Origin of the sequence: Methylosinus sporium (assembly GCF_003113265.1) — a bacterium.
GTDB lineage: Bacteria > Pseudomonadota > Alphaproteobacteria > Rhizobiales > Beijerinckiaceae > Methylosinus > Methylosinus sporium.
On sequence record NZ_PUIV01000005.1, the window covers coordinates 128,605 to 153,724 of the forward strand.

29 protein-coding genes and 2 pseudogenes are annotated in these 25,120 nt (G+C 64.7%); all 31 read left to right on the forward strand.

Annotated elements, in window-relative coordinates; all coding sequences use genetic code 11:
- Position 1 precedes the first annotated feature (1 nt).
- A complete protein-coding gene (locus C5689_RS05655; protein ID WP_167398688.1) occupies positions 2-1,282 on the forward strand; it encodes a DNA-packaging protein in 1,281 nt (426 codons plus the stop codon).
- 167 nt (positions 1,283-1,449) lie between these two features.
- Positions 1,450-1,677, forward strand: coding sequence for a hypothetical protein (locus C5689_RS05660; RefSeq protein WP_108916295.1), 228 nt, complete (start codon positions 1,450-1,452; stop codon positions 1,675-1,677).
- 4 nt (positions 1,678-1,681) lie between these two features.
- Positions 1,682-2,893, forward strand: coding sequence for a hypothetical protein (locus C5689_RS05665; RefSeq protein ID WP_108916296.1), 1,212 nt, complete (start codon positions 1,682-1,684; stop codon positions 2,891-2,893).
- Between the two features lie 152 nt (positions 2,894-3,045).
- Positions 3,046-4,206 (forward strand): annotated as a pseudogene (locus C5689_RS05670) (phage portal protein); the annotation flags it as partial.
- A gap of 3 nt (positions 4,207-4,209) precedes the next feature.
- Complete coding sequence (locus C5689_RS19075; RefSeq protein WP_425293393.1) at positions 4,210-4,803, forward strand: RNase A-like domain-containing protein; 594 nt, start codon at positions 4,210-4,212, stop codon at positions 4,801-4,803.
- A 9-nt stretch (positions 4,804-4,812) separates the two neighbouring features.
- Positions 4,813-5,121, forward strand: a complete 309-nt coding sequence (locus tag C5689_RS05675; RefSeq protein WP_146188327.1) for a hypothetical protein — start codon at positions 4,813-4,815, stop codon at positions 5,119-5,121.
- A gap of 79 nt (positions 5,122-5,200) precedes the next feature.
- A pseudogene (locus tag C5689_RS05680) lies at positions 5,201-5,434 on the forward strand (phage portal protein); the annotation flags it as partial.
- A 110-nt stretch (positions 5,435-5,544) separates the two neighbouring features.
- A complete protein-coding gene (locus tag C5689_RS05685) occupies positions 5,545-5,730 on the forward strand; it encodes a hypothetical protein (protein WP_108916298.1) in 186 nt (61 codons plus the stop codon).
- Positions 5,731-5,904 (forward strand): hypothetical protein, encoded by a 174-nt coding sequence (locus tag C5689_RS18360; protein WP_158271766.1) that lies wholly within the window; start codon positions 5,731-5,733, stop codon positions 5,902-5,904. It abuts the gene before it with no gap.
- A complete protein-coding gene (locus C5689_RS05690) occupies positions 5,904-6,590 on the forward strand; it encodes an HK97 family phage prohead protease (protein ID WP_425293392.1) in 687 nt (228 codons plus the stop codon). Before C5689_RS18360 ends, C5689_RS05690 begins: the two co-directional genes overlap by 1 nt.
- A gap of 112 nt (positions 6,591-6,702) precedes the next feature.
- Positions 6,703-7,932 (forward strand): phage major capsid protein, encoded by a 1,230-nt coding sequence (locus tag C5689_RS05695; protein ID WP_108916299.1) that lies wholly within the window; start codon positions 6,703-6,705, stop codon positions 7,930-7,932.
- A 4-nt stretch (positions 7,933-7,936) separates the two neighbouring features.
- A complete protein-coding gene (locus tag C5689_RS05700) occupies positions 7,937-8,599 on the forward strand; it encodes a head-tail connector protein (RefSeq protein WP_244594599.1) in 663 nt (220 codons plus the stop codon).
- Positions 8,596-8,922: a phage head closure protein gene (locus C5689_RS05705; protein WP_108916300.1), complete on the forward strand. Its 327-nt coding sequence runs from the start codon at positions 8,596-8,598 to the stop codon at positions 8,920-8,922. The genes C5689_RS05700 and C5689_RS05705 overlap by 4 nt, the downstream gene beginning before the upstream one ends.
- Positions 8,923-8,932: 10 nt before the next feature.
- Complete coding sequence (locus tag C5689_RS05710; RefSeq protein ID WP_108916301.1) at positions 8,933-9,343, forward strand: DUF3168 domain-containing protein; 411 nt, start codon at positions 8,933-8,935, stop codon at positions 9,341-9,343.
- A 30-nt stretch (positions 9,344-9,373) separates the two neighbouring features.
- Entirely contained in the window at positions 9,374-9,784 is a 411-nt protein-coding gene (locus C5689_RS05715) for a phage major tail protein, TP901-1 family (protein WP_108916302.1), read from the forward strand.
- Between the two features lie 10 nt (positions 9,785-9,794).
- The gene (locus C5689_RS05720) at positions 9,795-10,145 is read left to right on the forward strand and encodes a gene transfer agent family protein (protein ID WP_108916303.1); all 351 of its coding nucleotides are present in this window, start codon (positions 9,795-9,797) and stop codon (positions 10,143-10,145) included.
- Positions 10,142-10,345, forward strand: coding sequence for a rcc01693 family protein (locus C5689_RS05725; RefSeq protein WP_108916304.1), 204 nt, complete (start codon positions 10,142-10,144; stop codon positions 10,343-10,345). The genes C5689_RS05720 and C5689_RS05725 overlap by 4 nt, the downstream gene beginning before the upstream one ends.
- The gene (locus tag C5689_RS05730; RefSeq protein WP_108916305.1) at positions 10,342-10,932 is read left to right on the forward strand and encodes a phage tail tape measure protein; all 591 of its coding nucleotides are present in this window, start codon (positions 10,342-10,344) and stop codon (positions 10,930-10,932) included. Before C5689_RS05725 ends, C5689_RS05730 begins: the two co-directional genes overlap by 4 nt.
- A gap of 12 nt (positions 10,933-10,944) precedes the next feature.
- Positions 10,945-11,586: a DUF2460 domain-containing protein gene (locus tag C5689_RS05735; RefSeq protein WP_108916306.1), complete on the forward strand. Its 642-nt coding sequence runs from the start codon at positions 10,945-10,947 to the stop codon at positions 11,584-11,586.
- A 15-nt stretch (positions 11,587-11,601) separates the two neighbouring features.
- A complete protein-coding gene (locus C5689_RS05740) occupies positions 11,602-12,507 on the forward strand; it encodes a DUF2163 domain-containing protein (RefSeq protein ID WP_108916307.1) in 906 nt (301 codons plus the stop codon).
- The gene (locus C5689_RS05745; protein WP_108916308.1) at positions 12,504-12,941 is read left to right on the forward strand and encodes an NlpC/P60 family protein; all 438 of its coding nucleotides are present in this window, start codon (positions 12,504-12,506) and stop codon (positions 12,939-12,941) included. The genes C5689_RS05740 and C5689_RS05745 overlap by 4 nt, the downstream gene beginning before the upstream one ends.
- A 13-nt stretch (positions 12,942-12,954) precedes the next feature.
- Positions 12,955-16,821, forward strand: a complete 3,867-nt coding sequence (locus tag C5689_RS05750; RefSeq protein ID WP_108916309.1) for a baseplate multidomain protein megatron — start codon at positions 12,955-12,957, stop codon at positions 16,819-16,821.
- A gap of 5 nt (positions 16,822-16,826) precedes the next feature.
- Positions 16,827-18,236, forward strand: a complete 1,410-nt coding sequence (locus C5689_RS05755) for a DUF2793 domain-containing protein (RefSeq protein WP_108916310.1) — start codon at positions 16,827-16,829, stop codon at positions 18,234-18,236.
- Between the two features lie 5 nt (positions 18,237-18,241).
- The gene (locus tag C5689_RS05760) at positions 18,242-18,766 is read left to right on the forward strand and encodes a DUF4376 domain-containing protein (RefSeq protein ID WP_158271767.1); all 525 of its coding nucleotides are present in this window, start codon (positions 18,242-18,244) and stop codon (positions 18,764-18,766) included.
- A gap of 158 nt (positions 18,767-18,924) precedes the next feature.
- On the forward strand, positions 18,925-20,529 hold the full coding sequence (locus C5689_RS05765) for a hypothetical protein (protein ID WP_146188328.1): 1,605 nt from the start codon (positions 18,925-18,927) through the stop codon (positions 20,527-20,529).
- Positions 20,516-21,205, forward strand: coding sequence for a hypothetical protein (locus tag C5689_RS18135; protein WP_146188329.1), 690 nt, complete (start codon positions 20,516-20,518; stop codon positions 21,203-21,205). The genes C5689_RS05765 and C5689_RS18135 overlap by 14 nt, the downstream gene beginning before the upstream one ends.
- 157 nt (positions 21,206-21,362) lie before the next feature.
- Positions 21,363-22,166: an NlpC/P60 family protein gene (locus C5689_RS05780; protein WP_108916315.1), complete on the forward strand. Its 804-nt coding sequence runs from the start codon at positions 21,363-21,365 to the stop codon at positions 22,164-22,166.
- 80 nt (positions 22,167-22,246) lie between these two features.
- Positions 22,247-22,438, forward strand: coding sequence for a hypothetical protein (locus C5689_RS05785; protein ID WP_244594601.1), 192 nt, complete (start codon positions 22,247-22,249; stop codon positions 22,436-22,438).
- A 116-nt stretch (positions 22,439-22,554) separates the two neighbouring features.
- On the forward strand, positions 22,555-22,881 hold the full coding sequence (locus C5689_RS05790) for a PepSY domain-containing protein (RefSeq protein ID WP_108916317.1): 327 nt from the start codon (positions 22,555-22,557) through the stop codon (positions 22,879-22,881).
- A 138-nt stretch (positions 22,882-23,019) separates the two neighbouring features.
- Positions 23,020-23,694, forward strand: coding sequence for a response regulator transcription factor (locus tag C5689_RS05795; RefSeq protein ID WP_108916318.1), 675 nt, complete (start codon positions 23,020-23,022; stop codon positions 23,692-23,694).
- A gap of 5 nt (positions 23,695-23,699) precedes the next feature.
- The gene (locus C5689_RS05800; RefSeq protein ID WP_108916319.1) at positions 23,700-25,082 is read left to right on the forward strand and encodes a sensor histidine kinase; all 1,383 of its coding nucleotides are present in this window, start codon (positions 23,700-23,702) and stop codon (positions 25,080-25,082) included.
- Positions 25,083-25,120 lie beyond the last annotated feature (38 nt).

Consider the following 25,120-nt stretch of genomic DNA (forward strand, 5'->3'; position numbering starts at 1 on the left):
GCTGATCGACGGATTTTCCGCGCGCGAGCTCGAAACGCTGCTCGCCGATTGGGAGTTCTGCGCGCGCGAGGATCAATGGCCGCCCTTGCTGGCGCCGGGCGGCGAGCCCTGGCGGGTCTGGCTGATATTGGGCGGACGCGGCGCCGGCAAGACGCGCGCCGGCGCCGAATGGGTGCGCGCCATCGCGCGCGGCCGGCCCCAATTTGCGACGCGACCCTTGTCGCCGATCGCGCTCGTCGGCGAGAGCGCCGCGCATGTGCGCGATGTGATGATCGAAGGCGTCTCTGGAATACTCGCCGCGCATCCGCGCAGCGAGCGGCCCTTGTGGGAGCCATCGCGCAAGCGGCTCACTTTCGACAATGGCGTCGTCGCGCAGGCTTTCTCGGCCGAAGATCCCGAGAGTCTGCGCGGCCCGCAATTTTCCGCCGCCTGGTGCGACGAGCTGGCGAAATGGCGCTATGCCGACGAGAGCTGGGACATGCTGCAATTCGGGCTGAGATTGGGCGAATGGCCGCGCCAGCTCGTCACCACCACGCCGCGCCCCATTCCTTTGCTGAAGCGCCTGCTGAGCGAAGACGGCGTCGTGACGACGCGCGCGACGACGCGGCAGAACGCCGCCAATCTCGCGCCATCCTTTCTCGAGAGCGTCGTCGCGCAATATGCCGGCACGCGATTGGGACGTCAGGAGCTCGACGGCGACATTGTCGAAGAGCGCGCCGACGCTCTGTGGTCGCGCGACATGTTGGAGAGCGTCCGCGTCACCGAGGCGCCGCGGTTCGAGCGCATCGTCGTCGCGGTCGACCCGCCCGCCTCCTCGACCAGGCGCGCCGATCGCTGCGGCATTGTCGCGGCGGGGACGGCGAACGGCATCGTGTTCGTGCTCGAGGATGCGACGCTCGAGGCGGCGCGTCCAGCGCAATGGGCGCGCGTCGCGGTGGCGCTCTATCACAGGCTCGAAGCCGACGCGCTGATCGCCGAAGTCAATCAGGGCGGCGAGATGGTGCGCGCCGTCATTCACGAAGCCGATCCGTCCGTTCCTGTGAAAGAGGCGCGCGCGACGCGCGGCAAATATTTGCGCGCGGCGCCGGTCGCGCAGCTCTATGAGCAGGGCCGCGTGCGCCATGTCGGCGCCTTTCCGGCGCTGGAAGACGAAATGTGCGATTTCGGAACGAACGGACTATCGTCGGGACGCAGTCCCGATCGGCTGGATGCGCTGGTGTGGGCGGTGACCGCGCTGGCCTTGACGCCGCGCGCGGCCGCGCCGCGTATGCGGCGAGTATAAGTCTGAATTCGCTTCTTCGAACGCGTAAGTCGCCTTCCTTCCCCGCTCGCCGAGCGGAGGGGGCTCTTCCTCGAATGTCGAAGCTCTTTCGCTTTGCGTCGCGGCGAGGCAGCATAGCCCGCTTCGCTCGACCATTGATTTCGCCCTCTCGTTCATGGAGAAAAATCATGACTGACGCTGTCAAGAAACTCAAAGATCTGGGAGACGGGAGCTATGCCGATGTCGTCTCCACCGTCGATTGGCCCGGCCAATGGGATTATCTGGAAAACACCTATTCTGGAACGAATCTGACGCAGACGGTCTATAAGATCGGCGGCTCGGGCGGAACGATCATCGGCACGCTGACGATGACCTATGACGCTTCCGGCAATCTCCTCACCGTGACGCGGAGCTGACGACATGGCTTGGCGACTGAATCCCTTTTCGGGAAAGATCGATTTCGCCGCGGAGGACCGCATCGTCGTGGCGGCGAACAACCCCCAGAAGCTGATGGACATCGGCTTGGACAATGTCGAAGCCGGCGCGCCTCCTTATCGCCTGCACTATTACGCCGCGCAGGTGGACGACGGCCCCGGCTCCGTCGACCCGCGCACATATTGGATTCACGATCTGATCTGGGGTTGGAACACCAATCCCGGCGGAGCGCGAATTCTTTCGGGCGAGCCTGCGTGGTATCTGCATCTCGAGTCGAAGTTCCGGCTCGGCCCTGGGCAAAATCCGTTCCAGAGCGAATTTCATCTCGCGATGACGACGCTCGGCGATCAGGTCCTCCGGCCGATCACGGTCGGCTGCGCGCATGACGGGTCGTATATCGCCCATGGCTTTCTGACCGACAGGATGCGATGGAGCCGGCACGACGACAGCATGATCATGCTGCTCGATGCGGGGCCGGGCGGAAAGGCGAACTGGCACTGGACCGATGTGTTCGTGACGGTCGGCTACAATGATGCGCCGTTCATGTATCAGATCAAGAACGGCGGCGGCGTCCGCGCTCTTCCCTATTACGACGGCGACAACGTCTATCAAATCGAAGGCCCGATCAAAATATCTGCGCTGTCGTCGCCTGCGACCGGCGCGGTCCTGTACAGCTTCGTCGCGCAGGAGCCGATGACCGCCGCATGGCTGCTGAACGGCTATCCCGTCACCGGCAAGGTGTGGGGATTGAAACATCAATTCAACTCGACGCTCGAGGCCTGCGAGCTGCTCGAGCAACAGAATGCGAGCGCGACTGCTCATGCGGTGAAGCAGTTGCAGACGGCAGGAGCCGGCTCCGGCGACCCGTTCACGCGCTATACGGTCGCCGGCATCGTCGACTGGTCGACGGGAATCGACAATTCCGACGGCGATAAATTCAAAATCTCGCGCTCCAGCACGCTCGGCTCCGCCGACGTCGTCCAGAGCGATGGGACGACATTCGACTTCCTCGCGCCGCCGAAGCTGCCGAGCTTTGCAGTAGCGGCGTTGCCGTCCGCGGCGACGATAGGCGCCGGCGCCTGCGCATTCGCGACCGATCTCGACGGCGCGGCCTTCGCCTATGGCGCGGCGGCGGTCGGCGGCGGCTCGCGCGGCGGCAAGGTGTTCTCCGACGGCTCGATCTGGCGCGAGGGCTGACGCGAGGAGCGCGACGCCCCTCTCGCATCTCGATCGCGACGCCCAGACCCGTTTTTCCGCCAGGGCGGGTGCGAGCGCGTCGCGAGGGGGCTCGCCTCGCGACGCGCTCGAATCGCGCCGAAATTTCCCGAGCCGATCGATCGGACATCGTCATGGCCAATTTCCTCTCACGCCTGTTCGGCGCGAGCGCCTCCGCTCGCACGCGCGAAGAAAAGGCCTCGCGCGCCGCCGCTACGCTCACACTGCATTCCATCGGCGCGCCGCAATGGACCGCACGCAATAATGTCGCGCTCACTCGCGCGGGTTATGAGCGCAACGCCGTCTGCTATCGCGCCGTGCGCATGGTGGCGGAAGGCTGCGCCTCCATTCCCTGGCTCGCCTATGAAGGGCGCGTCGAAAGTCCCGAGCATCCGCTGCTGCGGCTGATCGAGCGGCCGAACCCGAGCGACACGAGCGTCTCCTTCATCGAGGCGCTCGTCTCCAATCTTCTGCTCTATGGAAACGCCTATGTGGAAGGCGCTTTCGTCGACGGTCTGCTGCGGGAGGCCTATTGCCTGCGCCCCGATCGCATGAGCGTCGTCGCCGGACGCAATGGCTGGCCCGCGGCCTATGTCTATTCCGCCGGCGGCGAGGGCGTGCGCTATGAGATACAGGGGCGCGGCATAGAGCCGATCCTGCATATTCGTCTGTTCAATCCGCTCGACGATATCTATGGCTTTGCGCCGCTCGCCGCCGCGCAGACGGCGCTCGACACGCACAATGCCGCGAGCTTCTGGAACAAGGCGCTGCTCGACAATAGCGCGCGGCCCTCCGGCGCGCTGGTCTATGCGGGACCGGACGGCGCGCATTTGACCGACGAGCAATTCGAGCGCTTGAAGCAGGAACTCGAGGAGAATTTCTCCGGCGCCGTCAACGCCGGCCGCCCGCTGCTGCTGGAAGGCGGGCTCGATTGGAAGGCGCTGTCGCTCTCGCCCAAGGACATGGATTTTTCCGAGACGAAAGCCTCCGCCGCGCGGGAGATCGCGCTCGCCTTCGGCGTGCCGCCGTTGCTGATCGGCCTGCCGGGCGACAATACATTCCGCAATTACGAGGAAGCCAATCGCGCCTTCTGGCGCCAGACGATCATTCCGCTCGCGCAGCGATTGCAGAAGGCGTTTCACGCCTGGGCGCAGCCGGGCTTCTCGCCCTTCCGCCTCGATTACGACGCCGACCGCATCGACGCTTTGGCCAAAGAGCGCGCGCTCGAATGGAGCCGCATCGGAGGCGCCACCTTTCTCACGGTCGACGAGCAGCGCGAAGCGGCGGGCTATGGCCTGATGGGCAAGCGCGCGAAATATTCGGCGGATCAGCCGCGCATCGCCGCCGGATCGCCGGAAGGCGGGCAGTGGACGAGCGGCGACGGGAGTGGCGGCGATCTCGCGCAGATAGCGCTGAACACGATCGCCGGCGTGGTGAGCGATGCGGGCGCGCTGTTTTCGCAGATCGCCGATTTTATCGATCTGCGGGACGAGGAGGCGAACGGCGGACACGCCATCAGCGAGCATGTCGGCAAGAGCGAAGATTATCTGTTGCGTCGTGTTCAAAGCATGCGTTTCGACTGGGGGCCGTTCAGCGCGACGCCGCGCGTCGGCTCCTTCCCTTCGCTAGAGGCGGCGCAAAAGCTGATCAATTCGACAATTGCGCAAAACAAGGACATCGTCGATCTTGTTGCGAGCGGCGAACTCGGTGTCACGGAAGCCAAACGAATCAATGCCTGGTTCGATTCGCCGACAGGCAGAGAGGGCTATGTCCCGAGCGCACGGGGACAGCCGGACATTCGCGACACATGGGATGTTGCCGTCGTCGTGAGGCACGATGTAACATCGCCGCGTGGATATCGAGTGCTAACCGCTTTCCCCGCCAACCCGTAGAGCACAAACATGACGAGCCCGGACGCATTCAACGAGATTGCGAACTCGTTTCACCAAGACACGTATCTGTTTCACAAGTCGTTAGACAGCGCGATCCGTGGGAGCATCGCCGAGTTGACGCCGACGCAGATGCTCATCGCGAAGAATTATCTCGACGAGTTGTTGAGTGGAAAATACAGTCGCGAGCAGCTCATCGACATTTGGCTGAAGAGCCCCGCCGGATCCGGCGGCTTCGGCATGCCGGACCCTCCCGAAGGGTTTTTGAACAAAATACGCGCCGCGCTCGAATTCTCGATCGCGTCGCGCGAAACAGAATAGGTCATCCGAGAGGTTCCCGAAAGCACCCGGGCTTCAGGAATAAGCCGCCGCTCCGGAATTTTCGCGCAGGCGCGTATGGGCTCCCGCACGAGAGATCGCCCTCGCCTTCGGCGTGCCGCCGCTGCTGATCGGCCTGCCGGGCGACAACACCTTCCGCAATTACGAGGAAGCCAATCGCGCCTTCTGGCGCCAGACGATCATTCCGCTCGTGCAGCGCTTGCAAAAGGCGTTTCACGCCTGGGCGCAGCCGGGCTTTTCGCCCTTCCGTCTCGATTACGACGCCGACCGCATCGATGATCTCGCGAAGGAGCGCATCGCGTTCAGCGTCGCTGCATCGACAAAGAGCTCGAGCTTTGAACGTATCCCGGCGTAACGACCGCTCGCGCGAGTGGCCGGCGCGTCTTCGCGTCTGAAAGGCGCCCCATGTCCGAGATCGTCACCTCAATCATCGAGCGCGGCGATCTCGCCCATCTCGCGCTCTTCCTCTGGGCGAGCGCCGCCACTCTGTTCGCGCTGCGCGCCTTGCGCGAGCTCGGACGATCCACGCGGCGGCTCGACGCCTTCGTGCGCGAGCTCGCGCGCTTCAACCGCCGTTATGGGAGCGACTGAATGAGTGTGTCTGTCTTGCCTCTCCGCTTCGCGAAACGTCGCGCGCCGCGCAAGCCGCCGCGCCTCGAGCCCGAAATCGTGTTCAAGACTTTTGTGCGCGCATTGCAGCGCCTGCGTGAGCCGCCTCATGGCGGCGGCCCTGCCGCAATCGGCGCGGCGCGGGAGAAAGCCTGATGGACCGAGCACTGAAGCGCGACATTCACATAGCGCGCCCTCGGCTCGAGACGAAGCGCGCGCCGCTTCCCGCAGTGATCCGCGCCGATGGCGCATTCGAAGGCTACGCGAGTCTTTTCGGCCTGCGCGACACTTGCGGCGATATCGTCGAGCGCGGCGCCTTCGCCGCGAGCTTGCAGCGAAGCGGCGCGGAAGGGGTGAAGCTGCTCTGGCAGCACCGCGCCGAGGAGCCGATCGGCGTTTGGACGGAGATCGTCGAAGACGCGCGCGGCCTCAAAGTGCGCGGTCGACTCGATCTTTCCGTTGCGCGGGCGCGCGAGGCGCTATCGCTGATCGGCGCCGGCGCGCTCGACGGACTTTCGATCGGCTTTCGCACGCTGCGTGCGGCGAATGACCCCAAGAGCGGCGCACGGCGATTGCTCGAGCTCGATCTCATCGAGATATCGATCGTCACCTTTCCTGCGTTGCCGCAGGCGCGTATCGGCGCCGCGGCCGCGCCTTCCGCCGCAGAGCCACGCGATGCTGCTGCGGCGTTCGCCCAAAAGCTCGCGCGCCTGCGCATGTCGAGCGCCGCGCAGAGCTTCGAGACGAAGCTGCGCCGCGCCGCGCTCGCGCTAGAGCGCCGCTCCGTGCGAGCCGGCGCTCATCCCCGAGCGACAGCCGACGCCTCGTCACTGCCCGTCTGAACGCCATCGCCGCGCGCTAATCGCCTCGCTTTGCCACTCGGCGCCGGACTGCCCGCGCATTCTGCGCGGCGCATCCCCGCGTCTTCCTGCCCGAAAGAAGAGGTCCCCTTCAATGTCGTCTCTCGAAACCAAGACGCTCTCCGGCGAGGAGGCGCTCGCCGATCTCCATCGCGCCTTCACCGCTTTCAAGGATACGAATGAAGAGCGCCTCGCGCAGATCGAGACGCGAATGGGCGTCGATGCGCTCACGGAAGAAAAATTGCAGCGAATCGATCGCGCGATCGACGAGACCAAGCGGCGCATCGATCGCGTGGCGCTCGATCTCTCGCGTCCGCGCCTCGGCGCTTCGGCGAGTGACGACGCGCCGGCGCGCGAGCACAAATCCGCATTCGCGCTCTATATGCGCAGCGGCGAAGCGGTCGGCCTGAAGGCGCTCGAATCGAAGGCGCTTTCGGCGGGCTCCGGCCCCGATGGCGGCTATCTCGTGCCGACGCCGGCGGAGCAGGAGATTTTGCGTCGCCTCACGCGCCTCTCGCCCATTCGCGCCATCGCCAGCGTGCGCGAGATTTCGACGCATTCGCTGCGCAAGGCCTATTCGACGCAGGGGCCGGCCTCCGGCTGGGTGGCGGAGGCCGATCCGCGACCGCAGACCAGCAGCCAGCAGATCGTCGATCTCACTTTTCCGGCGATGGAGCTCTACGCTATGCCGGCGGCGACGCAGACATTGCTCGACGATTCCGCCATCGATGTGGAGCAATGGATCGCCGAGGAGGTGCAGACGGTTTTCGCCGAGCAGGAAGGCGCGGCTTTCGTGAGCGGCAATGGAACCGATAAGCCGAAAGGCTTTCTCGCCTATACGACGGTGGCGGACGCTAGCTGGACGTCGGGCAATATCGGCTATGTGGCGACGGGCGTCTCCGGCGGTTTCGCGGCGAGCAATCCGTCGGACGCTCTGTTCAATCTCGTCTATGCGCTGCGCGCCGGATATCGGCAGAATGGCAAATTCGTGCTCAATCGTCAGACCCAATCGACGATTCGCAAATTCAAGTCGTCGACCGGCGAATATCTCTGGGCGCCGCCCGCAACGCTCGATCAGCCGGCGTCGCTGCTGAATTTCCCGGTGGTCGAGGCCGAGGACATGCCCAATGTCGGCGCCGATAGTCTCTCCGTCGCTTTCGGCGATTTCGCGCGCGGCTATCTCGTCGTCGATCGGCTCGGCGTGCGCGTGCTGCGCGATCCTTATTCCGCCAAGCCCTATGTGCTCTTTTATACGACGAAGCGCGTCGGCGGCGGCGTGCAGGATTTCGAGGCCATCAAGCTCTTGAAATTCGGCGCCGCCTGAGGGTGTGACCGGCGCAATAGCGGGCGGCGAGCCGATCTCGCCGCTCGTATCTCGCGTCGTCGCCAATCAGGCATGGGACAAAGACATGATTCCCGATCTTCTCACAGGGCCGGGGTCGGAGCCCGTTTCGCTCGACGAGGTCAAAGCTTGGCTTCGGCTCGATTCCAGCGACGAAGACCAGCTGTTGTCGACGCTGATCGTCTCGGCGCGCATGACGCTAGAAGCCTATACGCGGCGCTTCTTCGTGACGCAGCGTTGGCGAATGCGGCTCGACGCCTGGCCGGCGCAGACGCTGCGCCGTCGGACCTTGGCCATTCCATTCGCGCCTCTCTCGGCCGTGTCGGATATTCGCGTCTATGATTCATCCAATGTCGCGCAGACCGTCTCCCGCGAATCCTATCGTGCGGCGCCGACGCGCGAGGCCGGGCGGCTGGTGTTCCTCGAGCCGCCAGCGGAGCCGGGGCGCGCCTATGACGGAATCGAGATCGACATCGATGTGGGATATGGCGAAAGCGCCACGGATACGCCCGAGTCTTTGCGTCGCGCCATTCTGGCGCTCGTCGCGCACTGGCACGAAAATCGTGGAGACGCGGCGGAGACGGGCGCGGCTCTGCCGACGATCGTCCTGGCCTTGGCCAAGCCGTTTCGACGCGAGCGGCTGACATGAGCGCGCCGAAGATCGGCGAGTTGCGCCTGCGCATGGGCCTCGAAGCGCCGGTCGACACGCCGGACGACAGCGGCGCGATGACGCGCAGCTATGTGACGATCGCCGACGTCTGGACGAAATTGACGCCGCTCTCCGGCGAAGCGCGCTTCGTCGAGGAGAGGCAGGAGCAAGCGCTCGAATGGCTAGCGCAGCTCCGGTGGCGCGCCGATGTGGCGAGCGAGATGCGGCTCGTCGCCGGCGCGCGCAGGCTGCGCGTCCTAGCCGTCTATGATCCGGACGGACGGCGCCGCTTTCTGTGGTGCCGCTGCGAGGAGATCGCATGAGGGGACCCGAATGAGCCGATCGCCGATCATCGTTCTGCGCCGCGTGATTCGCGCCTGCCTGGCGAGCGACGCCACTCTCGTCGCAGCGCTCGGCGGCGCGAAAATCTACGACGAGGCGCCGCGCGGCGCCGAAGCTCCCTATCTGCTGTTCGCCGAGGCGTCACTGCGCGACTGGTCGACCACCGGCAGTCGTGGAGCCGAGCAAATCTTTACTGTCTCGGTCGTCTCGATCGAGCGTGGCGTGGCGCAGGCGCTCACGATCGGCGAGCAGATCGTCGCGCTGCTCGACGAGGCGCCGCTCATTCTCGATGGGCATCATCTCGTCGATCTGCGTCATCAGGCGAGCGAGACGCGGCGTGAGCGCAATGGTCGCTTCGCGCGGATCGATCTGCGCTTTCGCGCGACCACCGAATCTCTCTAGCCTCAACGATAGATATTCTGGAGCCATCGCATGTCCGCACAAAAGGGCAAAGATCTGCTTTTGAAGGTCGATGACGGCAGTGGAGCCTTCATTTCCGTCGCCGGCCTGCGCACGCGGCGACTTTCGCTGAACGCCGAGGCCGTCGATGTCACCGACGCGGAATCGAGCGGACGCTGGCGTGAATTGCTGGACGGCGCCGGCGTGAAGCGCGCGAGCCTCGCCGGGACCGGAATTTTCAAGGATCAGGCTTCGGACGGTCTCATTCGGCAGCTCTTCTTCGACGGCGTGCTGCGCCAATGGAAACTCGTGGTCCCCGATTTCGGCGTCATGACGGGTTCGTTCCAAATCACGAGCCTCGACTATCGCGGCGAACACAATGCCGAAATGACCTTCGACATCGCGCTCGAATCCGCGAGCGCGATCTCTTTCACGCCGGCGTGAGGCTCTCTTCATGGCCAATCGGAAACGCGGCGACGTCGAGGCGACGCTGGACGGAGAGACCTATCGTCTCTGCCTCACGCTCGGAGCGCTCGCCGAGCTAGAGAGCGGGCTCGGCGTCGACGATCTCGTCGCGCTCGCGGAACGTTTCGAAGCGCGCCGCCTTTCGGCGCGTGATCTCATTCGCGTCATCGGATGCGGATTGCGCGGCGCAGGATATGAAATGAGCGACGACGAAGTCGCGCGCATGACCGTCGCCGCGGGGCTCGGCGATTATGTGAAAATCGTCGCAAATCTATTGGCCGCGACTTTCGGAGATGGCGGCGACGCAAACCCTCCGCCGCCGCGGGACACGAGCGGATGAGGCCTCAGCCCTTTCCTTGGGCGCGGGCCATGGCCTTCGGTCTCGGCGTGCTGCGCCTCGCGCCGCGCGACTTCTGGGCGATGACGCCGCGTGAATTGGCCTGTGCGGCCGAAGGCGTCTATGGCCGCGCTGTCGGCGCGCCGTCGCGCGACGCTTTGATGGCGCTGATGCGCGCGTTTCCTGATGGAGACGAAAAGTGACCGATTCGACCAGCAACGAAAATGGCGTGCAACTCTCCTTCGATCCGTCCTTTCATGCGCTCGATCTGAAGACGACGAAAGCGCTGCTGCAAGACATAAATGTCGCCGCCGCCACGGCGACGAAGACATTGTCCAGCGGGCTCGCCGGCGCGGCGGCGAATGGCAAGAGCTTCGACGCGACGCTCGCTTCCATCGCGCGCTCGCTCGCCGAACTCGGCGTCGACGCAGGAACGCAGGCGTTGACGCAAGGCCTGACGAGCGGACTGAGCAGATTGCTGTCGGGCGCCTTCGGGACGGGAGGCGGCGCTTCGGTGGCGCCATTCGCAGAGGGCGGCGTCGTCGCCAGTCCGACATTCTTCGGCGCGAATGGGGCCGTCGGACTCATGGGCGAGCGCGGGGCCGAGGCGATCATGCCGCTGGCGCGCGGGCCGGATGGACGGCTCGGCGTGTCGATGCAAGGCGCGCAACAATCCGTCGCCGTGACTGTCAATATCGCTGCGCAGGACGTTGACAGCTTTCGGCGTTCCGAAGGGCAGATCACCGCGGCTTTGGCGCGCGCGGTGGCGCGTGGCCGGCGCAATATTTGAGGATGAGGCGCCATGACGGATTTTCACGAGACGCGCTTTCCGCTGGACATATCGCTGAATGGACGCGGGGGGCCGGAACGCCGTACCGATGTGGTCACGCTCGGCTCCAATCGTGAGTCGCGCAATGCGCGATGGGCGCACTCGCGCCGACGTTACGAGGCAGGCTATGGGGTAAAATCGCTGGCGCAGCTCGCCGCGGTGATCGAATTCTTCGAGGAGCGGCGCGGTCGGCTGTTCGGCTTTCGCTGGCGTGATCGCGCCGATTTTTCCTCCGCGCGATCGGGCGGAGCGGTTTCGGCGAGCGATCAGACGCTCGGCGTCGGCGATGGCGCACGCACGCAATTTCAGCTGCTCAAGACCTATGGCGAGAGCTTCGCGCCTTATGCGCGCGTCATCGCCAAGCCGGTCGCAGACAGCGTTCGCGTCGCCGTCTCCGGCGTCGAAAAGACGTGCGGCGTCGATTTCGGCGTCGATACGACGAGCGGCGTCGTGACCTTCGCGCCTTCGGCGGCTCCGCCGACAGGAGCCGCGGTGACGGCGGGCTTTCTCTTCGATGTGCCCGCGCGATTCGATGCGGACTATCTCGAAATCGACGTCTCCTCCTTCGAGGCCGGCGCGATTCCGAAAATTCCGATCATCGAAATCGTTCCTTGAACGAAAGGAGCCTTCATGCGTTCGCCCTCGACCGCCATGCGGGAGTGTCTCGACGCTTCGGCTTCGACCTTCTGCAATTGCTGGCGCCTCGCGCGCAAGGATGGGACGATCGAGGGATTTACCGATCATGATCGCGATCTTTCATTCGGCGGCGTGACCTATCGCGCCGCGTCCGGCCTCACGGCGACGCAAATCGAGGCGAGCGTTGGTCTCGTGGTCGGGAGCGGCGAGGTGGTCGGCGCATTGCAATCGGACGGTCTTTGCGAGTGCGATCTGGCGGGCGGGCTCTATGACGGCGCAGGTGTGGAGATATGGCTCGTCGATTGGCGCGACGCCGACAATCGACTGCTTCTCGATGCGACCACGATCGGCGAGGTCACGCGCAGCGAATTCGCCTTCCGCGCCGAATTGCGGTCGCTCGCGCATCTCTTCGACGAGACGCGCGGCGAAAGCTTCCAGCGCGGTTGTTCCGCCGATCTCGGCGACGCGCGTTGCAAGGTCGATCTCGGCGCTGCGTCGTTTCACACGACGGGCGTCGTGCTGGCGCTCGCTCATCTGGCGCTCGCTCATGGCGCGATCATCGCGGGCCTGGAGAGCGAATTCGCCGATGAGTTTTTCACCGGCGGCTCGCTGACTTTCACGAGCGGCGCCAATGCCGGCGCGCGCGTCACGGTAAAGTCGCATCGGCGCTCTGGCGAAAACGCCGGGATAGCCTTGTGGTCCCGCCTCGCGGGGCCCGTCGCTTCGGGCGATACTTTCGCGATCGTGGCGGGATGCGACAAGAGTGCGGCGAGCTGCGAGCGGAAATTTTCCAATATCGTCAATTTTCGCGGCTTTCCGCATATCCCGGGCAATGATGTGGTGATGTCTTATCCGAGCTCGCTGGCGCCGTCGATGGACGGCGGGAGCTTTTTCGAGTGAGCGGGCTCGCGCGCGCGGCGATCGTGTCGGAGGCGCGGCGCTGGATCGCGACGCCCTATCGTCATCAGGCGTCGCTCATTCATATCGGTTGCGATTGCCTCGGGCTGGTGCGCGGCGTGTGGCGCGCGCTCGTCGGGCCGGAGCCGGAGGAGGCGCCGCCATATTCGCCAGATTGGGCGGAGGCGGAAGGCGAGGAGAGCTTGGCGCTCGCCGCCCATCGGCATTTTTCGTTTGTCGAGCGAGAGGGATTTCGCTCGGGCGACGTTCTGCTGTTTCGCTTTAAAGCGCATTTGCCGGCGCAGCATCTCGGCATAGCGACGAGTTCCACGCATATGGTCCATGCGCATGGCGGCGCCTGTGTCGCCGAGGCGCCGATCGGAGCATGGCGCAAAAGATTGGTCGGCGCCTTCGCCTTTCCCGGCGTCACAGACTGAGCTCGAGGACGAGATGGCCACTTTGTTGTTGCAGGCGGCCGGCGCAGCGATCGCGCCGGTCGGCTCGATCGTCGGCAATCTCGTCGGCGCCGTCGGCGGCGCGCTCGTCGATGCGGCGCTACAGCCGCGCGGCGCGACGCGCTATGAGGTCGGTCCGCGTCTCAAAGCGATGGACGGCGTCGCCTCCACCGAGGGCGCAGCCATTCCACGCGTCTATGGTCGCGCGCGCATCGGCGGTCAGATGATCTGGGCGACGCGCTTCATCGAGCAGGCCAATGTCTCGTTGGACGGCGGCTCCGGCAATAGCGGCAAGGGCGGGGGCGGTTCGGCGCAGACGATCGGCGTCACATATTCCTATTACGCCAATTTCGCGATCGGGCTGTGCGAGGGGCCGATCGCTTTCGTGAGGCGCATTTTCGCGGATGGAAACGAGCTCGACATGACGAGCCTTCCCATTCGAATCTATTCGGGCGACGAGGAGCAGCTTCCCGATCCGTTGATCGTCGCCAAGGAAGGAGCGGAGAATGCGCCGGCATATCGCGGCCTCGCCTATGTCGTGTTCGAGCAATTGGCGCTGTCGGCTTTCGGCAATCGCATTCCGCAATTCACATTCGAGGTGACACGGCCGGTCGCCGGACTGGGCCAAGAGATTCGCGCGATCGATGTCATTCCGGGCGCGACGGAGGCGGGCTATCAGCCGTCGCTACAGCTGAGCTTTTTTTCGCCCGGAGCGACCAGCGCGGAAAATCGGCATCAGCTGACGGCGGCGAGCGATTGGACCGCATCGATCGACGCGCTGCAGGCGCTCTGTCCCAATCTCGAGAGCGTGGCGCTGGTCGTGGCCTGGTTCGGCGATGATTTGCGCGCGGCTCATTGCTCGATCGCGCCGCGCGTCGATGCGACATTCAAGACGATCGGCGAGTTCGACTATATGTTCGGGCCGTTCTGGCCTGCCGATTGGTCTGTCGCAGAATCGAGTCGCGCGACGGCGCGCCTCGTTTCGCAGATCGACGGACGCGCGGCTTTCGGCGGCACGCCGAGCGACGCATCGGTGCGCGGCGCCATCGCCGATCTTCGCGTGCGAGGCGTCGCGGTCGTTTTTTATCCCTTCTTGATGATGGATGTGGCGCCGGGCAATGTCTTGCCGGACCCGCGAGCGGATGGGATCGGGCAGCCGGCTTTTCCTTGGCGGGGACGCATCACCTGCGATCCGGCGCCGGGACGCGTCGGCTCGGCGGATGGAACGAGCGAAGCGGCGACGCAGGTCGCGGCGTTTTTCGCGCAATATCGCGCGTTCATTCTACATTATGCGGAGCTTTGCGAAGAGGCGGGCGGCGTCGACGCATTTCTCGTCGGCTCGGAGCTGGTGGGGTTGACGCGCATCCGGTCCGCCGCCGGAGTCTATCCGGCGGTCGCCGCGCTGGCGTCGCTCGCCGCGGATGCGAAGGAGCTCCTTCGCAGCGGAACGAAAATCGGCTACGCGGCCGATTGGACGGAATATGGCGCGCATGTTCCCACAACGGGCGAGCTGCGCTTTCCGCTCGATCGGCTCTGGGCGTCGTCGGCGATCGATTTCGTCGGGATCGACGTTTATTGGCCGCTCTCCGATTGGCGCGATGGCGCAGACCATCTCGACGCGCAGATCGCGCGCAATATTTATGACGCCGATTATCTTTCGGCGCGGATTGCGTCTGGCGAGGGATTCGATTGGTTCTACGCGAGCGATGAAGATCGTCTGGCGCAGATTCGCACGCCGATCGTCGATGGGCTCGGCAAGCCATGGACGTTCCGAGAGAAGGATCTCGTCGGCTGGTGGTCCAATTCGCATCACGAGCGCGTCGATGGCGCAGAGCTCGGCGCGCCGACCGCCTGGACGCCGCAGAGCAAGCCGATCTGGATCATCGAGACGGGATGTCCGGCCGTGGATCGCGGCGCCAATGCGCCCAATGTGTTTCCCGACGCGCATTCGTCGGAGGGCGGCTTGCCGTTTTTCTCGCGCGGGGGGCGCGACGATCTCATGCAGGCGCGCTTTGTCGAGGCGATGATCGCGCATTTCGATCCGACGCGCGCGGGCGGCGACGCGCGCAATCCGCTGTCGAATCTTTATGGCGGGCGCATGGTGGATCCGGCGCGCATTCATGTCTGGTGCTGGGATGCGCGGCCGTTTCCGGCCTTTCCCGGCTGTTCCGACATTTGGACGGATTCGGCGAATTGGGAGACCGGACATTGGCTCAATGGGCGCCTCGAAGGTGCGCCGCTCGATCGGCTCATTGCGACGCTCGCCGCGACGATCGCGACCGATGGTCTCGTCGCGGAGCGGCCGGCGATCGACGGTTTCGTCGACGGCTATGTTATCGATAGCGCCATGTCGCCGCGCGAGGCGATCGAGCCGCTCGCGTCATTGTTCGGCTTCGACGCGGTGGTGTCCGGCGGAGCGCTGCGCTTTGTTTCGCACGCGATGAAAAGCGTGCGGGAGATCGGCGACGACGATCTCGTTCCGAGCAAGGATGGAACGCTCATCGAATTGCGGCGCGCGCAGGAGAGCGAGTTGCCGCATGAGATCGCGTTGTCTTTCGGCGATTCGGAATTCGATTATCGCACGGGGCGCGTGCTGTCGCGGCGTCTCGAGGGCTACTCGTCGCGACGCAGCGAAGCGCAGACGGCGGTGATGATCGGGCGGAGCAACGCTCAGAGATTGGCGGATATTTGGTTGCAGGATATTTGGGCGGGGCGGGAGACGGCGCGCTTTTCGGTGCGGCCCGGCCTCGTCGCCCTCGAGGCGGGAGATGTGACCTCGTTGGCGAGGATGCCGGGGCGCCTATGGCAGATCACGCGGATCACCGATGGCGCTGCGCGCGAAATCGAGGCGCGCGCCGTCGATCCCAGCGTCTATGACGTCGGCGAGCGCTTTCTCGGCCGGCGTTCGCTCGCGGCGCCCGCCGTGATCGGGCCGCCGCGCATCATCGTTCTCGATCTCGCGATCGCGAAGGAAGGCGCGAAGGCCTTTTCCTATGTCGCGGCTTTTGCCGATCCTTGGCCGGGCGCGCTGGCCATTCGTCGGAAGATCGGCGCTTCTTTCGAGCCGGTGGGGCTCATCGAGAAGCGTGCGACGATCGGCGAAACGCTGGGTGCGCTCGCCCCCGGTCCGCTCGCGCGCTTCGATCGCGGCGCGAGCGTGACGGTGAAGCTCGCCTCTGGAGCGCTCGCCTCGGTGGACGACGCCGGCGTTTTCGCTCTGCGCTCGGCGATGGCGATCCGCGGAGATGATGGATGCTGGGAGATTTTCGCCTTCACGCGTGCGGAGCTCGTTGCGGCGAGCACCTATCGCTTGTCGCGGCTTCTACGCGGGATCGGCGGCGAAGACGCACTCGCGTCGCGCAGCGTATCGGCGGGGGCGACAGTGGTGCTGCTCGATGATGCGATCACGCCGCTCGCGGTCGATTTCGCGGAAATCGATTCTGCGCGCGTCTATCGGATCGGTCCGGCGGATCGCGATTACAGCGATCCGACCTATGTCGAGCTCGAAGTGACGGCGACGCGCAAATCCGCCTCTCCGTATTCGCCGAGCCATGCTCATGCGAGACGCATGGCGGAAGGCGTGGCGATTGCTTTCACCCGGCGCGGACGCATCGATGCGGACGCTTGGGAGCCGCTCGACATTCCGCTTGGAGAAGAGAGCGAGGCCTATGAGATCGTCGTCGCGCTTCCCGGCGGCGCGCGGCGTTCGCTGAGTGTGACGTGCCCTTCGGCGCTCTATGCGGCGAGCGATGAGCTTGCGGACTTCGGGGCGCCGCAGACGAGCCTCGCTGTGCAGATATTTCAAATCGGCGCGCGTGTCGGACGCGGCTTCCCGCTCGTCGCGACGCTGCCTATCGAGTGACCTCCATGACCGAAACGACTCATCTCGCTCTGCCCTACATCGATGCGGCGCAAGCGCAGAAGCATGTTACTCACAATGAGGCCTTGCAGCTTCTCGACTCGATGACGCAGCTTTCCGTCATCGATCGCCGCGCATCGCCCCCGGCTTCGCCCGAGGAGGGCGATCGACACCTCGTCGTCGCGACTGCGGCGGGTGGATTCGCCGGGAAGGAACAGATGATCGCGGCGCGCCACGCCGGCGCCTGGGTCTTTCTCGCGCCGAAGGCCGGTTGGCGCGCTTATGTCGAAAGCGAAGAGGAGCTGCTTCTCTTCGATGGCTCGTCCTGGATCGACGCCGGGCTCGCGCTGCGCGAGCTCGCAAATCTGTCCCGGCTCGGAGTCGGCGCGACGGCGGATGCGGTGGATCGGCTCGCGGTCAAGACGAATGCGGCTCTCTTGGCGGCGTTGACGGTCGCCGAGGGCGGCGCTGGCGATATGCGCCTCAAGCTGGAAAAAGAGGCGGCGGGCGATACGGTTTCGCAGCTCTATCAATCCAATTGGTCCGGCCGCGCGGAGACCGGGCTCATCGGCGACGATAATTTTCATGTCAAGGTGTCGGCCGACGGGACCATTTGGCGCGAGGCGCTCATCGTCGACCGGACCAGTGGCCGCGTCGCCTTTCCGAGCGGAATGGGAGACGGCGCGCCGGTAGGTTTTCGCAATCGCCTGCGCAACGCCGCATTCGCGATCAACCAGCGCGGCGTCGCCGGAACAGTGACGCTGGCGGCCGGGCAATATGGCCATGACGGCGTGAAAGCCGGCGCCGCTGGCGCGACCTATACATTTTCGTCGAGCGGAATCGACACGAGCCTTTCCATTTCCGCCGGCTCCTTGATCCTGCCGATCGAAGCCGCGCTGATCGAAGGCGGGGCCTTTGCGCTGGCGCATGAAGGAACGTCGCAGGCGCGCGTCTGGCAGGGAAACGGCTTTGCGGGCTCGGGCGCATATGCGGCGGCTTCGCGCGGCGCGCCGCTTCTCGCCTCGGGGCTGATCGCGAATGCGCAGACCAATGTGGAGTTTTCGGGAGGCTCGATCTTGCGGCCGCAATTTGAGCCGGGGGCTCATGCGAGCGATTTCGAACGGCGGCCTTCCGGCGTGGAATTGGCGCTGTGCCAGCGATATTTCACGACGCTGTCGGTCGGCTGGGCCGGGGTCGCGACGGCGATCTACCAGTTTGCGGGCGGTTATATCCCGTTTCCCGTGCATATGCGCGCGACTCCGACCGCGAGCGCGCCGACTGGCGGGGTGGGCTACAATGTCGTCGACGAATTTGTGGACCTCATATCGCAATCGGGGTTCCGATATCTGATTCGCGCGGCGGGCGAGGGTTCTTTCACCAGCGCCAATTCCATCGTCACTTTCAGCGCGGAGATATGAGCGCGATGAGCTATTCGATCGCGATCGACATCAGCGGAGCCGAGCGGCGGGACTTCGTGCGCAGAGACGCCGACGGCGCACGCATCCCCATCGACGCCGACACGGCCGACGGCCGCGTCTATCGGGAATGGCTCGCCATGGGCAATGCGCCGACGCCGCTGCCGGCGCCGACGCTGGCCGAGGCGAAGCGCGAGAAGCGCGCAGCGCTCGCCGAGCGGCGCTGGCGCGCAGAGACGGCGGGAGCGACCGTGCTCGGAATGCGCATGTCGACCGACGAGCGGACGCAGGGAAAGCTCACCGCCGCCGTGGTCGCGAGCGTGCTCGATAATAGTTACGCAGTGAATTGGAAGCTGGCGGATGGAACTTTCGTCACTTTCGATCATGCGACGCTGATCGCCGTCGCGCAGGGCGTGCGCGCGCATGTGCAGAGCTGCTTCGATCGCGAAGCGCAGCTCGTCGTCGCCATAGAGGCGGCGCAAGACATGGCTGCGCTCGCGGCGATCGACATAGATTCGGCCTGTCCCGTCTGACGAGAAGGCGCGCGTCCGGCTGTCATGCAGAAGACAGTTTCGGTTTTCTGATCATCGGGTTCGCGATGCTGCGAGCGGAGTCGTCTTGTTCAGAAGAACGCGACGAGCCCGATGGACGACTCCGTTATTACCGTGAACATCTGGCATAGGATGGAACCATGTTCGTTAGACTTCTGTTAACTTTGGCGACAATCGCTTCTTTGGCGACTGTCGCGCGCGGCGCTCCAGCCATTTACCTGACGTGGTCGCAGATACCGACGACGACGATCTCTAGTGAGATTCAGTCATTCGTCACTGCTGGTTATGCGAGTGTGTTCGATGGCGGCGAGGGTTGCGAATGGACGCGCGCGACGGTTTCCGCTCCTGGCGCTGTTCAATCGGCGGATGGCGCCTATTGGGCGCTATCGCGGGATTCGGCAATCGACATCAAATGTGTCGGCGGATTGAGCACATCATCAAACATCTATTCGGCGCTCATCGCGGCGTCGACGATCGCGAAGTCCGAAAACCCGTCGATCAACAGCTATGGCAAGATCACGCTCAGCGGCAAGCACCCATATTATCAGCTCGGCACGGCTGGATTCACGACAGCCAATGGGCAGTCGATCAGTGGCTGCGATGCCGCGTCGTCGACCATCGAATTTACTCCGGCGTCCGGCACGGCGCTCACGGTGATGGGCGGCGGGAATATCATCGAATGCATGATCCTGACAGCGAAAAATGCGACGAACACTGCGACTGGATTGCAACTCGGGATTGGCGAAAGCGATCAATATGCCGGCGGGCGTCATGTGCGCGATCTGAGTATCTCCGGGTTCGACACGGCCATCGACAGCCGCAGTGGAGGCGCATGGACTCTCGGTCCGGTGAGCATCTACGGATTTGGCTCGGCCGCGGTGAAAATAGATAATCCTAACGCCGACCATGGAGATTGGTCGATCAGCGGTCTCACTGCCTCGTCTAAGTCCGGCGGCCATGGTGCCGGCATAGAGTGGATCGGCTCCGGCGGCGCCAAGATCGGCTTCACGAAGATTATCGGTGGCGATTACGGCTTTCTCAGCCGACCGAGTGGCGGGACTGTCGATCTACAGTTCTTCGGCGACTCGATCGAGGGCGGGAATATTGCTTGTTGGATGTTCGATCGGCAGGGCTCCGGCATCGTCGGCCTCGCCACGATAGTCGGGTCCGAGTGCGCGAATGCTCAGACCGGCATTGATTTTTCGAACGGCGGCGTCGGCTCGTCGCTGGCAATGGGAAATGCATTCAATATTCTCGGGAGCCAGAATATTCATATCGGCCCAGGCGCGAACAATATCGTCGTCGGGCCGAATGTATACGACACGAGCAAGCCCGATATCGTCGACGACAGGGTTGGCTTCGATGATGAGTGGGGCGACTTGCATCGCGCCCAAACGCATCCATTCAACTTTGTGAACGATACCTATGCGACGATGTGGAAGATCGACGAGACGAGCTACCGCGGAGCTCATATAGAAATAGTTTACGAGGGCGTCGTGCAGGGTCTGTCCTCGTTTGTGCGCACGGACAAAATCGACTTGCTCAACGACGGAACGACGATCGTCGCCGATTTTGTCGATAGTAATACGGTCGGCTCCTATATCGACGTAGTTTACGACACATCCACGGCGGCGGGATCGCTAATCGTGAAGCTGCGACGCAATCAGAGCTTCGGCGGCACGCATCTCGCCGGCACGGCGAGCATCGCAATCAAGGGCAAAATGCGTCAATATGTGGCGCAGTGAGCAAAGCGAGAAAGAAATGAAAAGAGCAGCAGAACTAGCACTAGCGCTAGCGGTCACATTCTCGTCCACCACGGCGGGCCTCGCTCAGTCGCCGACGCAATTTTCCAATTCATGTGCGAACGGGATTTGCACGAACACACGCGCGACGACATGGGGCGGCGCCAACGCATTTTCGCAGTCGCCGACCGCGCCGACGCCGTTGACCTCCGATAACTCGACGAAGGTCGCGACGACGGCTTTCTTCGTTGCGCAATTCGGCCAACCGCATACATGGTCGGCGGCGCAGACCTTTAGCGCTGGGGTGAAGACGACGCAGGTGGACTTCACCGGCGCAGGCGCGTCGATTCTCGGCAATCTGTATTATGACGGCAGCTTCAAATATTACGCCAACGGTTTCGGCGCTCAACTCGCTTTCAACAATAGCACGGGGGGAGTCGCGATCTATGCGGCGCCCAGCAACAGCGGCGGCGCTGGCGCGCTGGCTACGCCGGCGCTCATTTTCAACCTGCATCAGACCGGCGCATTGCAACTTCCAACCTACACTACGGCCGGCGTGCTCACCAATGACGCCTCGGGCAATGTGACGACCACGGTTGGCGTAACGGACTCGGGCGCTTCATGCACGATCATCGCCATCACAAAAGGCGTGATCACCGAGGCGTCTTGCGCCAAGTGACATCGACCGGCGCCGACGCCGCGCCGCAGATCGGCGCGACGTCGACCAATCTGTTCGCCTTCCTTGTGCTCGCCTGACATCCCGGCGCGCGTCTCGCGTCCCGAGCTGATCTGCGCTCGGCCGTTCTGACGGTTTCTTTCCCGAAAGGCTCTCCCATATGACGACGATCTCCGCCCCCGCGGCTTCCGCGGGGTCTCTCGACATGGGCGCGATTCAGCGCGCGCTCAACGCAGGCGGCGCGCATCTCGCCGAGGATGGCGAGACCGGCCCGGCGACGCGCTCGGCGATCTATGCAGCCGTGCAGGCCCGCGTCGGCGGCGTCGCGGCGCCGTGGAGCGCCGAGCGCCTGCGCATCGCCTATGAGCAGATCATGCTGCGCGACGCTGGCCTCTATCGCGGCGCCATCGATGGCGTCGCCGGCCCGCAGACGCACGCGGCGCTGGCGCAGTGGAGCGCGCCGGTCGCCGCGTCGCCCGCGGCTCTGCCGCCCTGGCTCGTCGTCGCGCGCTCCTACATCGGGACACATGAAGGCGTCGGCGCGAAGGATAACCCGAAGATCGTCGAACTCTACGCGCTCTCCGGCCATCCGGAAGTCGAGCATGACGCCGTTCCGTGGTGCGCGGCTTTCGTCGGCGCCTGTCTGCGCAAGTCGGGACTACCGTCGACGGGCACGCTCAGGGCGATCGACTACGCCGGGTACGGCGACCGGCTGGCGAGCCCTGTCGTCGGCGCGATCGCGACAAAGAAGCGGGACGGCGGTGGTCACGTGTTCTTCGTGGTCGATTTCGACGAGACCCAAATCTGGGGCCTCGGAGGAAATCAGTCGGATTCAGTCAATGTCGCGCGCTACTCGCGCTCGGTGATCCACTCTGTGACCTGGCCGCACGGCGTCCCGCTGCCGGCGCGGCCTCGAGACGGCGCGTTTCGAAAATGCGCCGTCTCGGCTGGAAGCGAAGCATGAAAGGAGCCGATCGCTCGCGAATATGAATTTTTCGATCTCGTAACCGAGAAAGCTCTCCTGTCGACCGGAAAGGAATAAGGATGAACATTCCCTCCATCTTCGTTCGGATCATCGACCGCGCCATTGAACCGTCCACCTGGGCCGGGACCGGCGTCCTTGCGGCGGTCGTGCATTCGATCGCACCGGGCGCGCTCGGCGATGGCGTTCTGGCGGCGGGGGCGGCGATTTGCGGCCTGATCGCCATCGTCGCGCCCGAGCGCAAGCCGGCATGACGCGCTCGGCGGCGTCGGAGGCTCGGCCTTCGACGCCGCCCACCCGGCGGGAGCGAAGCGGCGTTCACTCGGCGTTCAGCAGGCGCATCGCATAGATTTTGCGGGGAAAAGCGAGAATGCGTCGGATCGTGTCGAAACTATTGGCCTTCATCGTCGCCGTTCTGCCGCCCGCTCTCGCGCCGGCCGCGGATCGGCCCGCATGGCAATGCCTGACCGTCGCCGAGACCCGCCAGCTCATCGCGGATCGGCGGCTCGGCGATCCTTTCGCGCTGATGCAGGCGCAGAGCATTTCCGCCCATGCCGAGCCGATCAATGCGCGTTTGTGCCGCGAGCAGGAGGACCTCGTCTATGAGATCAGCCTGCTGCGCCGCGATGGGCGGGTGATGCGGATTTATCTCGACGCCGCGACCGGCCAGCCCCATGCTGGCCATAAAGAGCGCTGAAAAGACGATTCGCGAGAGCGTTTCCAGCCGAAGTGGACGCGTTCGGCGTCGGAAACGCGTCAAAACAGAAGCCTAGAGAGTCTTTCCCGTGTTTCTATGAAGCACGGGAAAGACTCTACGGGGTGACGGAGACGGGGCTTGCGGCTTCTGGTCGTTGAGGATGACAAGGATTTGAACCGGCAGCTCGTCTCCGCGCTGGAGCAGGCGGGCTATGCGGTCGATCGCGCTTTCGACGGCGAGGAGGGCCATTTTCTCGGCGACACCGAGCCCTATGACGCGGTGGTGCTCGACATCGGCCTGCCGAAGAAGGACGGCGTCACCGTGCTCGAGGAGTGGCGCGCGGGCGGGCGGATCATGCCGGTGCTGATCCTCACCGCGCGCGACCGCTGGAGCGACAAGGTGCAGGGCTTCGACGCCGGCGCCGATGATTATGTGGCCAAGCCCTTCCATATGGAGGAGCTGCTCGCGCGGCTGCGCGCGCTGCTGCGCCGCGCCGCCGGCCATGCGACCAGCGAGATCGTCTGCGGCCCGGTGCGGCTCGACACAAAGGCCGGGCGCGTCGTCGTCGACGGCGCGGCGGTCAAGCTCACCTCGCATGAATATCGGCTGCTCGCCTATCTGATGCATCATTCCGGGCGGGTCGTGTCGCGCAGCGAGATCGTCGAGCATCTCTACGATCAGGATTTCGACCGAGACTCCAATACGATCGAGGTGTTCGTCGGACGGCTGCGCAAGAAGCTCGGCGTCGATCTCATCCAGACGGTGCGCGGCCTCGGCTATATAGCGGCGCCGCCGGAACCGGCCAAGCGCTGAAGCGGATGCCGCGGCTCGGCTTTCCGGGGCGATCGATCGCGGCGCGGCTGTTCTTCGCCGCGGCGGCGCTCAGCTCGGTCGTGCTGATGATCGCCGGCCTCGCCCTCACCGAATATTATCGCCGCACGGCGGAAGACGTGTTCGAGCAGCGGCTCGGCGTCTATCTGCGCGCCATTGTCGCGGATGTCTCCGAATCGGGCGAGGATGGGCGCAGCGGACCGGGGCAGCTCGGCGATCCGCAATTCGAGCTGGCGCGCTCCGGCTGGTATTGGCAGATCACCCGTCTCGACAATGAGGCGCATGAAATAAAGGCCTCGCGCTCGCTCTTCGCCGCCCGCCTGCCCAGACTCTCCGATCTGCATGTTCCGGCGGAGACCGGCGGCGTGCGGCGCGGCGGCGCGCTCGGGCCGGACGGACGCTGGCTGCGCATTGTCGAGCGCGTCATCGATGTCGGCGACATCGGCGTCTATCTCGTGCAGGTCGCCGCGACGACGGAGGAGACGGAGCATCAGATCGCGCGTTTTCGCTGGTCGCTCATCGTCGCTTTCTCGCTGCTCGCCATCGCCTTGGCGCTCGCCACCGCGGTGCAGGTGAGCGTCGGCCTGCGGCCGCTCAAATTGCTGCAGCGGGAATTGTCGCTCATTCGCCGCGGCGAGCGCGGACACATAGAGAGCGCCTATCCGACCGACGTCGCGCCGCTCGCCGAAGAGCTCAATCTGATGATCTCGGCCAATCGCGACATTGTGGAGCGCTCGCGCACCCAGGTCGGCAATCTCGCCCATGCGTTGAAAACGCCGCTCAGCGTCATCGTCAATGAGGCGGACGCCGCGCCCTCGCCGCTCGCCGCCAAGGTGAGCGAGCAGGCGACTTTGATGCGCGACCAGATTTCCTTCTATCTCGAGCGGGCGCGGGCGGCGGCGCGCGCCGGCGCGATCGGCGCGACGACCGAGGTCGCGCCGGTGGTGGCGGCGCTGCTGCGCACTTTCGGCAAAATCTACGGCGAGCGCGGCGTCGCCTTTTCGGGCGAGGCGGCGGCGGAGCTGCGCTTTCTCGGCGAGCGGCAGGATTTGGAGGAAATCGTCGGCAATCTGCTCGACAATGCCGGCAAATGGGCGGCGAGCGAGGTGCGGCTGTCCGTGGCTTTGGAGAATGCCGAAGCCGGGCGCAGCCGGCTCGTCTTCACCATTGACGATGATGGTCCGGGTCTCGCGGCAGAGTTTCGCGCGCAGGCGACGCGGCGCGGCCAGCGGCTCGACGAGACGAAGCCGGGAACGGGGCTCGGCCTTTCGATCGTCGCGCATCTCACCGCCGACTATGGCGGCTCGCTCGCCCTCGACGCCAGTCCGCTCGGCGGCCTGCGCGCGCAGGCGCGCCTGCCGGGCCTTTGACAGGGCGAAAGCCTTCCGGCAAGAGGAAAAAAGATTGC

Coding starts and splice junctions, on each gene's coding strand:
- C5689_RS05660 (WP_108916295.1), top strand. CDS start 1,450: ATGACTGACGCTGTCAAGAAACTCAAAGATCTGGGAGACGGGAGCTAT.
- C5689_RS05665 (WP_108916296.1), top strand. CDS start 1,682: ATGGCTTGGCGACTGAATCCCTTTTCGGGAAAGATCGATTTCGCCGCG.
- C5689_RS19075 (WP_425293393.1), top strand. CDS start 4,210: ATGGGCAAGCGCGCGAAATATTCGGCGGATCAGCCGCGCATCGCCGCC.
- C5689_RS05675 (WP_146188327.1), top strand. CDS start 4,813: ATGACGAGCCCGGACGCATTCAACGAGATTGCGAACTCGTTTCACCAA.
- C5689_RS05685 (WP_108916298.1), top strand. CDS start 5,545: ATGTCCGAGATCGTCACCTCAATCATCGAGCGCGGCGATCTCGCCCAT.
- C5689_RS18360 (WP_158271766.1), top strand. CDS start 5,731: ATGAGTGTGTCTGTCTTGCCTCTCCGCTTCGCGAAACGTCGCGCGCCG.
- C5689_RS05690 (WP_425293392.1), top strand. CDS start 5,904: ATGGACCGAGCACTGAAGCGCGACATTCACATAGCGCGCCCTCGGCTC.
- C5689_RS05695 (WP_108916299.1), top strand. CDS start 6,703: ATGTCGTCTCTCGAAACCAAGACGCTCTCCGGCGAGGAGGCGCTCGCC.
- C5689_RS05705 (WP_108916300.1), top strand. CDS start 8,596: ATGAGCGCGCCGAAGATCGGCGAGTTGCGCCTGCGCATGGGCCTCGAA.
- C5689_RS05710 (WP_108916301.1), top strand. CDS start 8,933: ATGAGCCGATCGCCGATCATCGTTCTGCGCCGCGTGATTCGCGCCTGC.
- C5689_RS05715 (WP_108916302.1), top strand. CDS start 9,374: ATGTCCGCACAAAAGGGCAAAGATCTGCTTTTGAAGGTCGATGACGGC.
- C5689_RS05720 (WP_108916303.1), top strand. CDS start 9,795: ATGGCCAATCGGAAACGCGGCGACGTCGAGGCGACGCTGGACGGAGAG.
- C5689_RS05725 (WP_108916304.1), top strand. CDS start 10,142: ATGAGGCCTCAGCCCTTTCCTTGGGCGCGGGCCATGGCCTTCGGTCTC.
- C5689_RS05735 (WP_108916306.1), top strand. CDS start 10,945: ATGACGGATTTTCACGAGACGCGCTTTCCGCTGGACATATCGCTGAAT.
- C5689_RS05740 (WP_108916307.1), top strand. CDS start 11,602: ATGCGTTCGCCCTCGACCGCCATGCGGGAGTGTCTCGACGCTTCGGCT.
- C5689_RS05750 (WP_108916309.1), top strand. CDS start 12,955: ATGGCCACTTTGTTGTTGCAGGCGGCCGGCGCAGCGATCGCGCCGGTC.
- C5689_RS05755 (WP_108916310.1), top strand. CDS start 16,827: ATGACCGAAACGACTCATCTCGCTCTGCCCTACATCGATGCGGCGCAA.
- C5689_RS05760 (WP_158271767.1), top strand. CDS start 18,242: ATGAGCTATTCGATCGCGATCGACATCAGCGGAGCCGAGCGGCGGGAC.
- C5689_RS05765 (WP_146188328.1), top strand. CDS start 18,925: ATGTTCGTTAGACTTCTGTTAACTTTGGCGACAATCGCTTCTTTGGCG.
- C5689_RS18135 (WP_146188329.1), top strand. CDS start 20,516: ATGTGGCGCAGTGAGCAAAGCGAGAAAGAAATGAAAAGAGCAGCAGAA.
- C5689_RS05780 (WP_108916315.1), top strand. CDS start 21,363: ATGACGACGATCTCCGCCCCCGCGGCTTCCGCGGGGTCTCTCGACATG.
- C5689_RS05785 (WP_244594601.1), top strand. CDS start 22,247: ATGAACATTCCCTCCATCTTCGTTCGGATCATCGACCGCGCCATTGAA.
- C5689_RS05790 (WP_108916317.1), top strand. CDS start 22,555: ATGCGTCGGATCGTGTCGAAACTATTGGCCTTCATCGTCGCCGTTCTG.
- C5689_RS05800 (WP_108916319.1), top strand. CDS start 23,700: ATGCCGCGGCTCGGCTTTCCGGGGCGATCGATCGCGGCGCGGCTGTTC.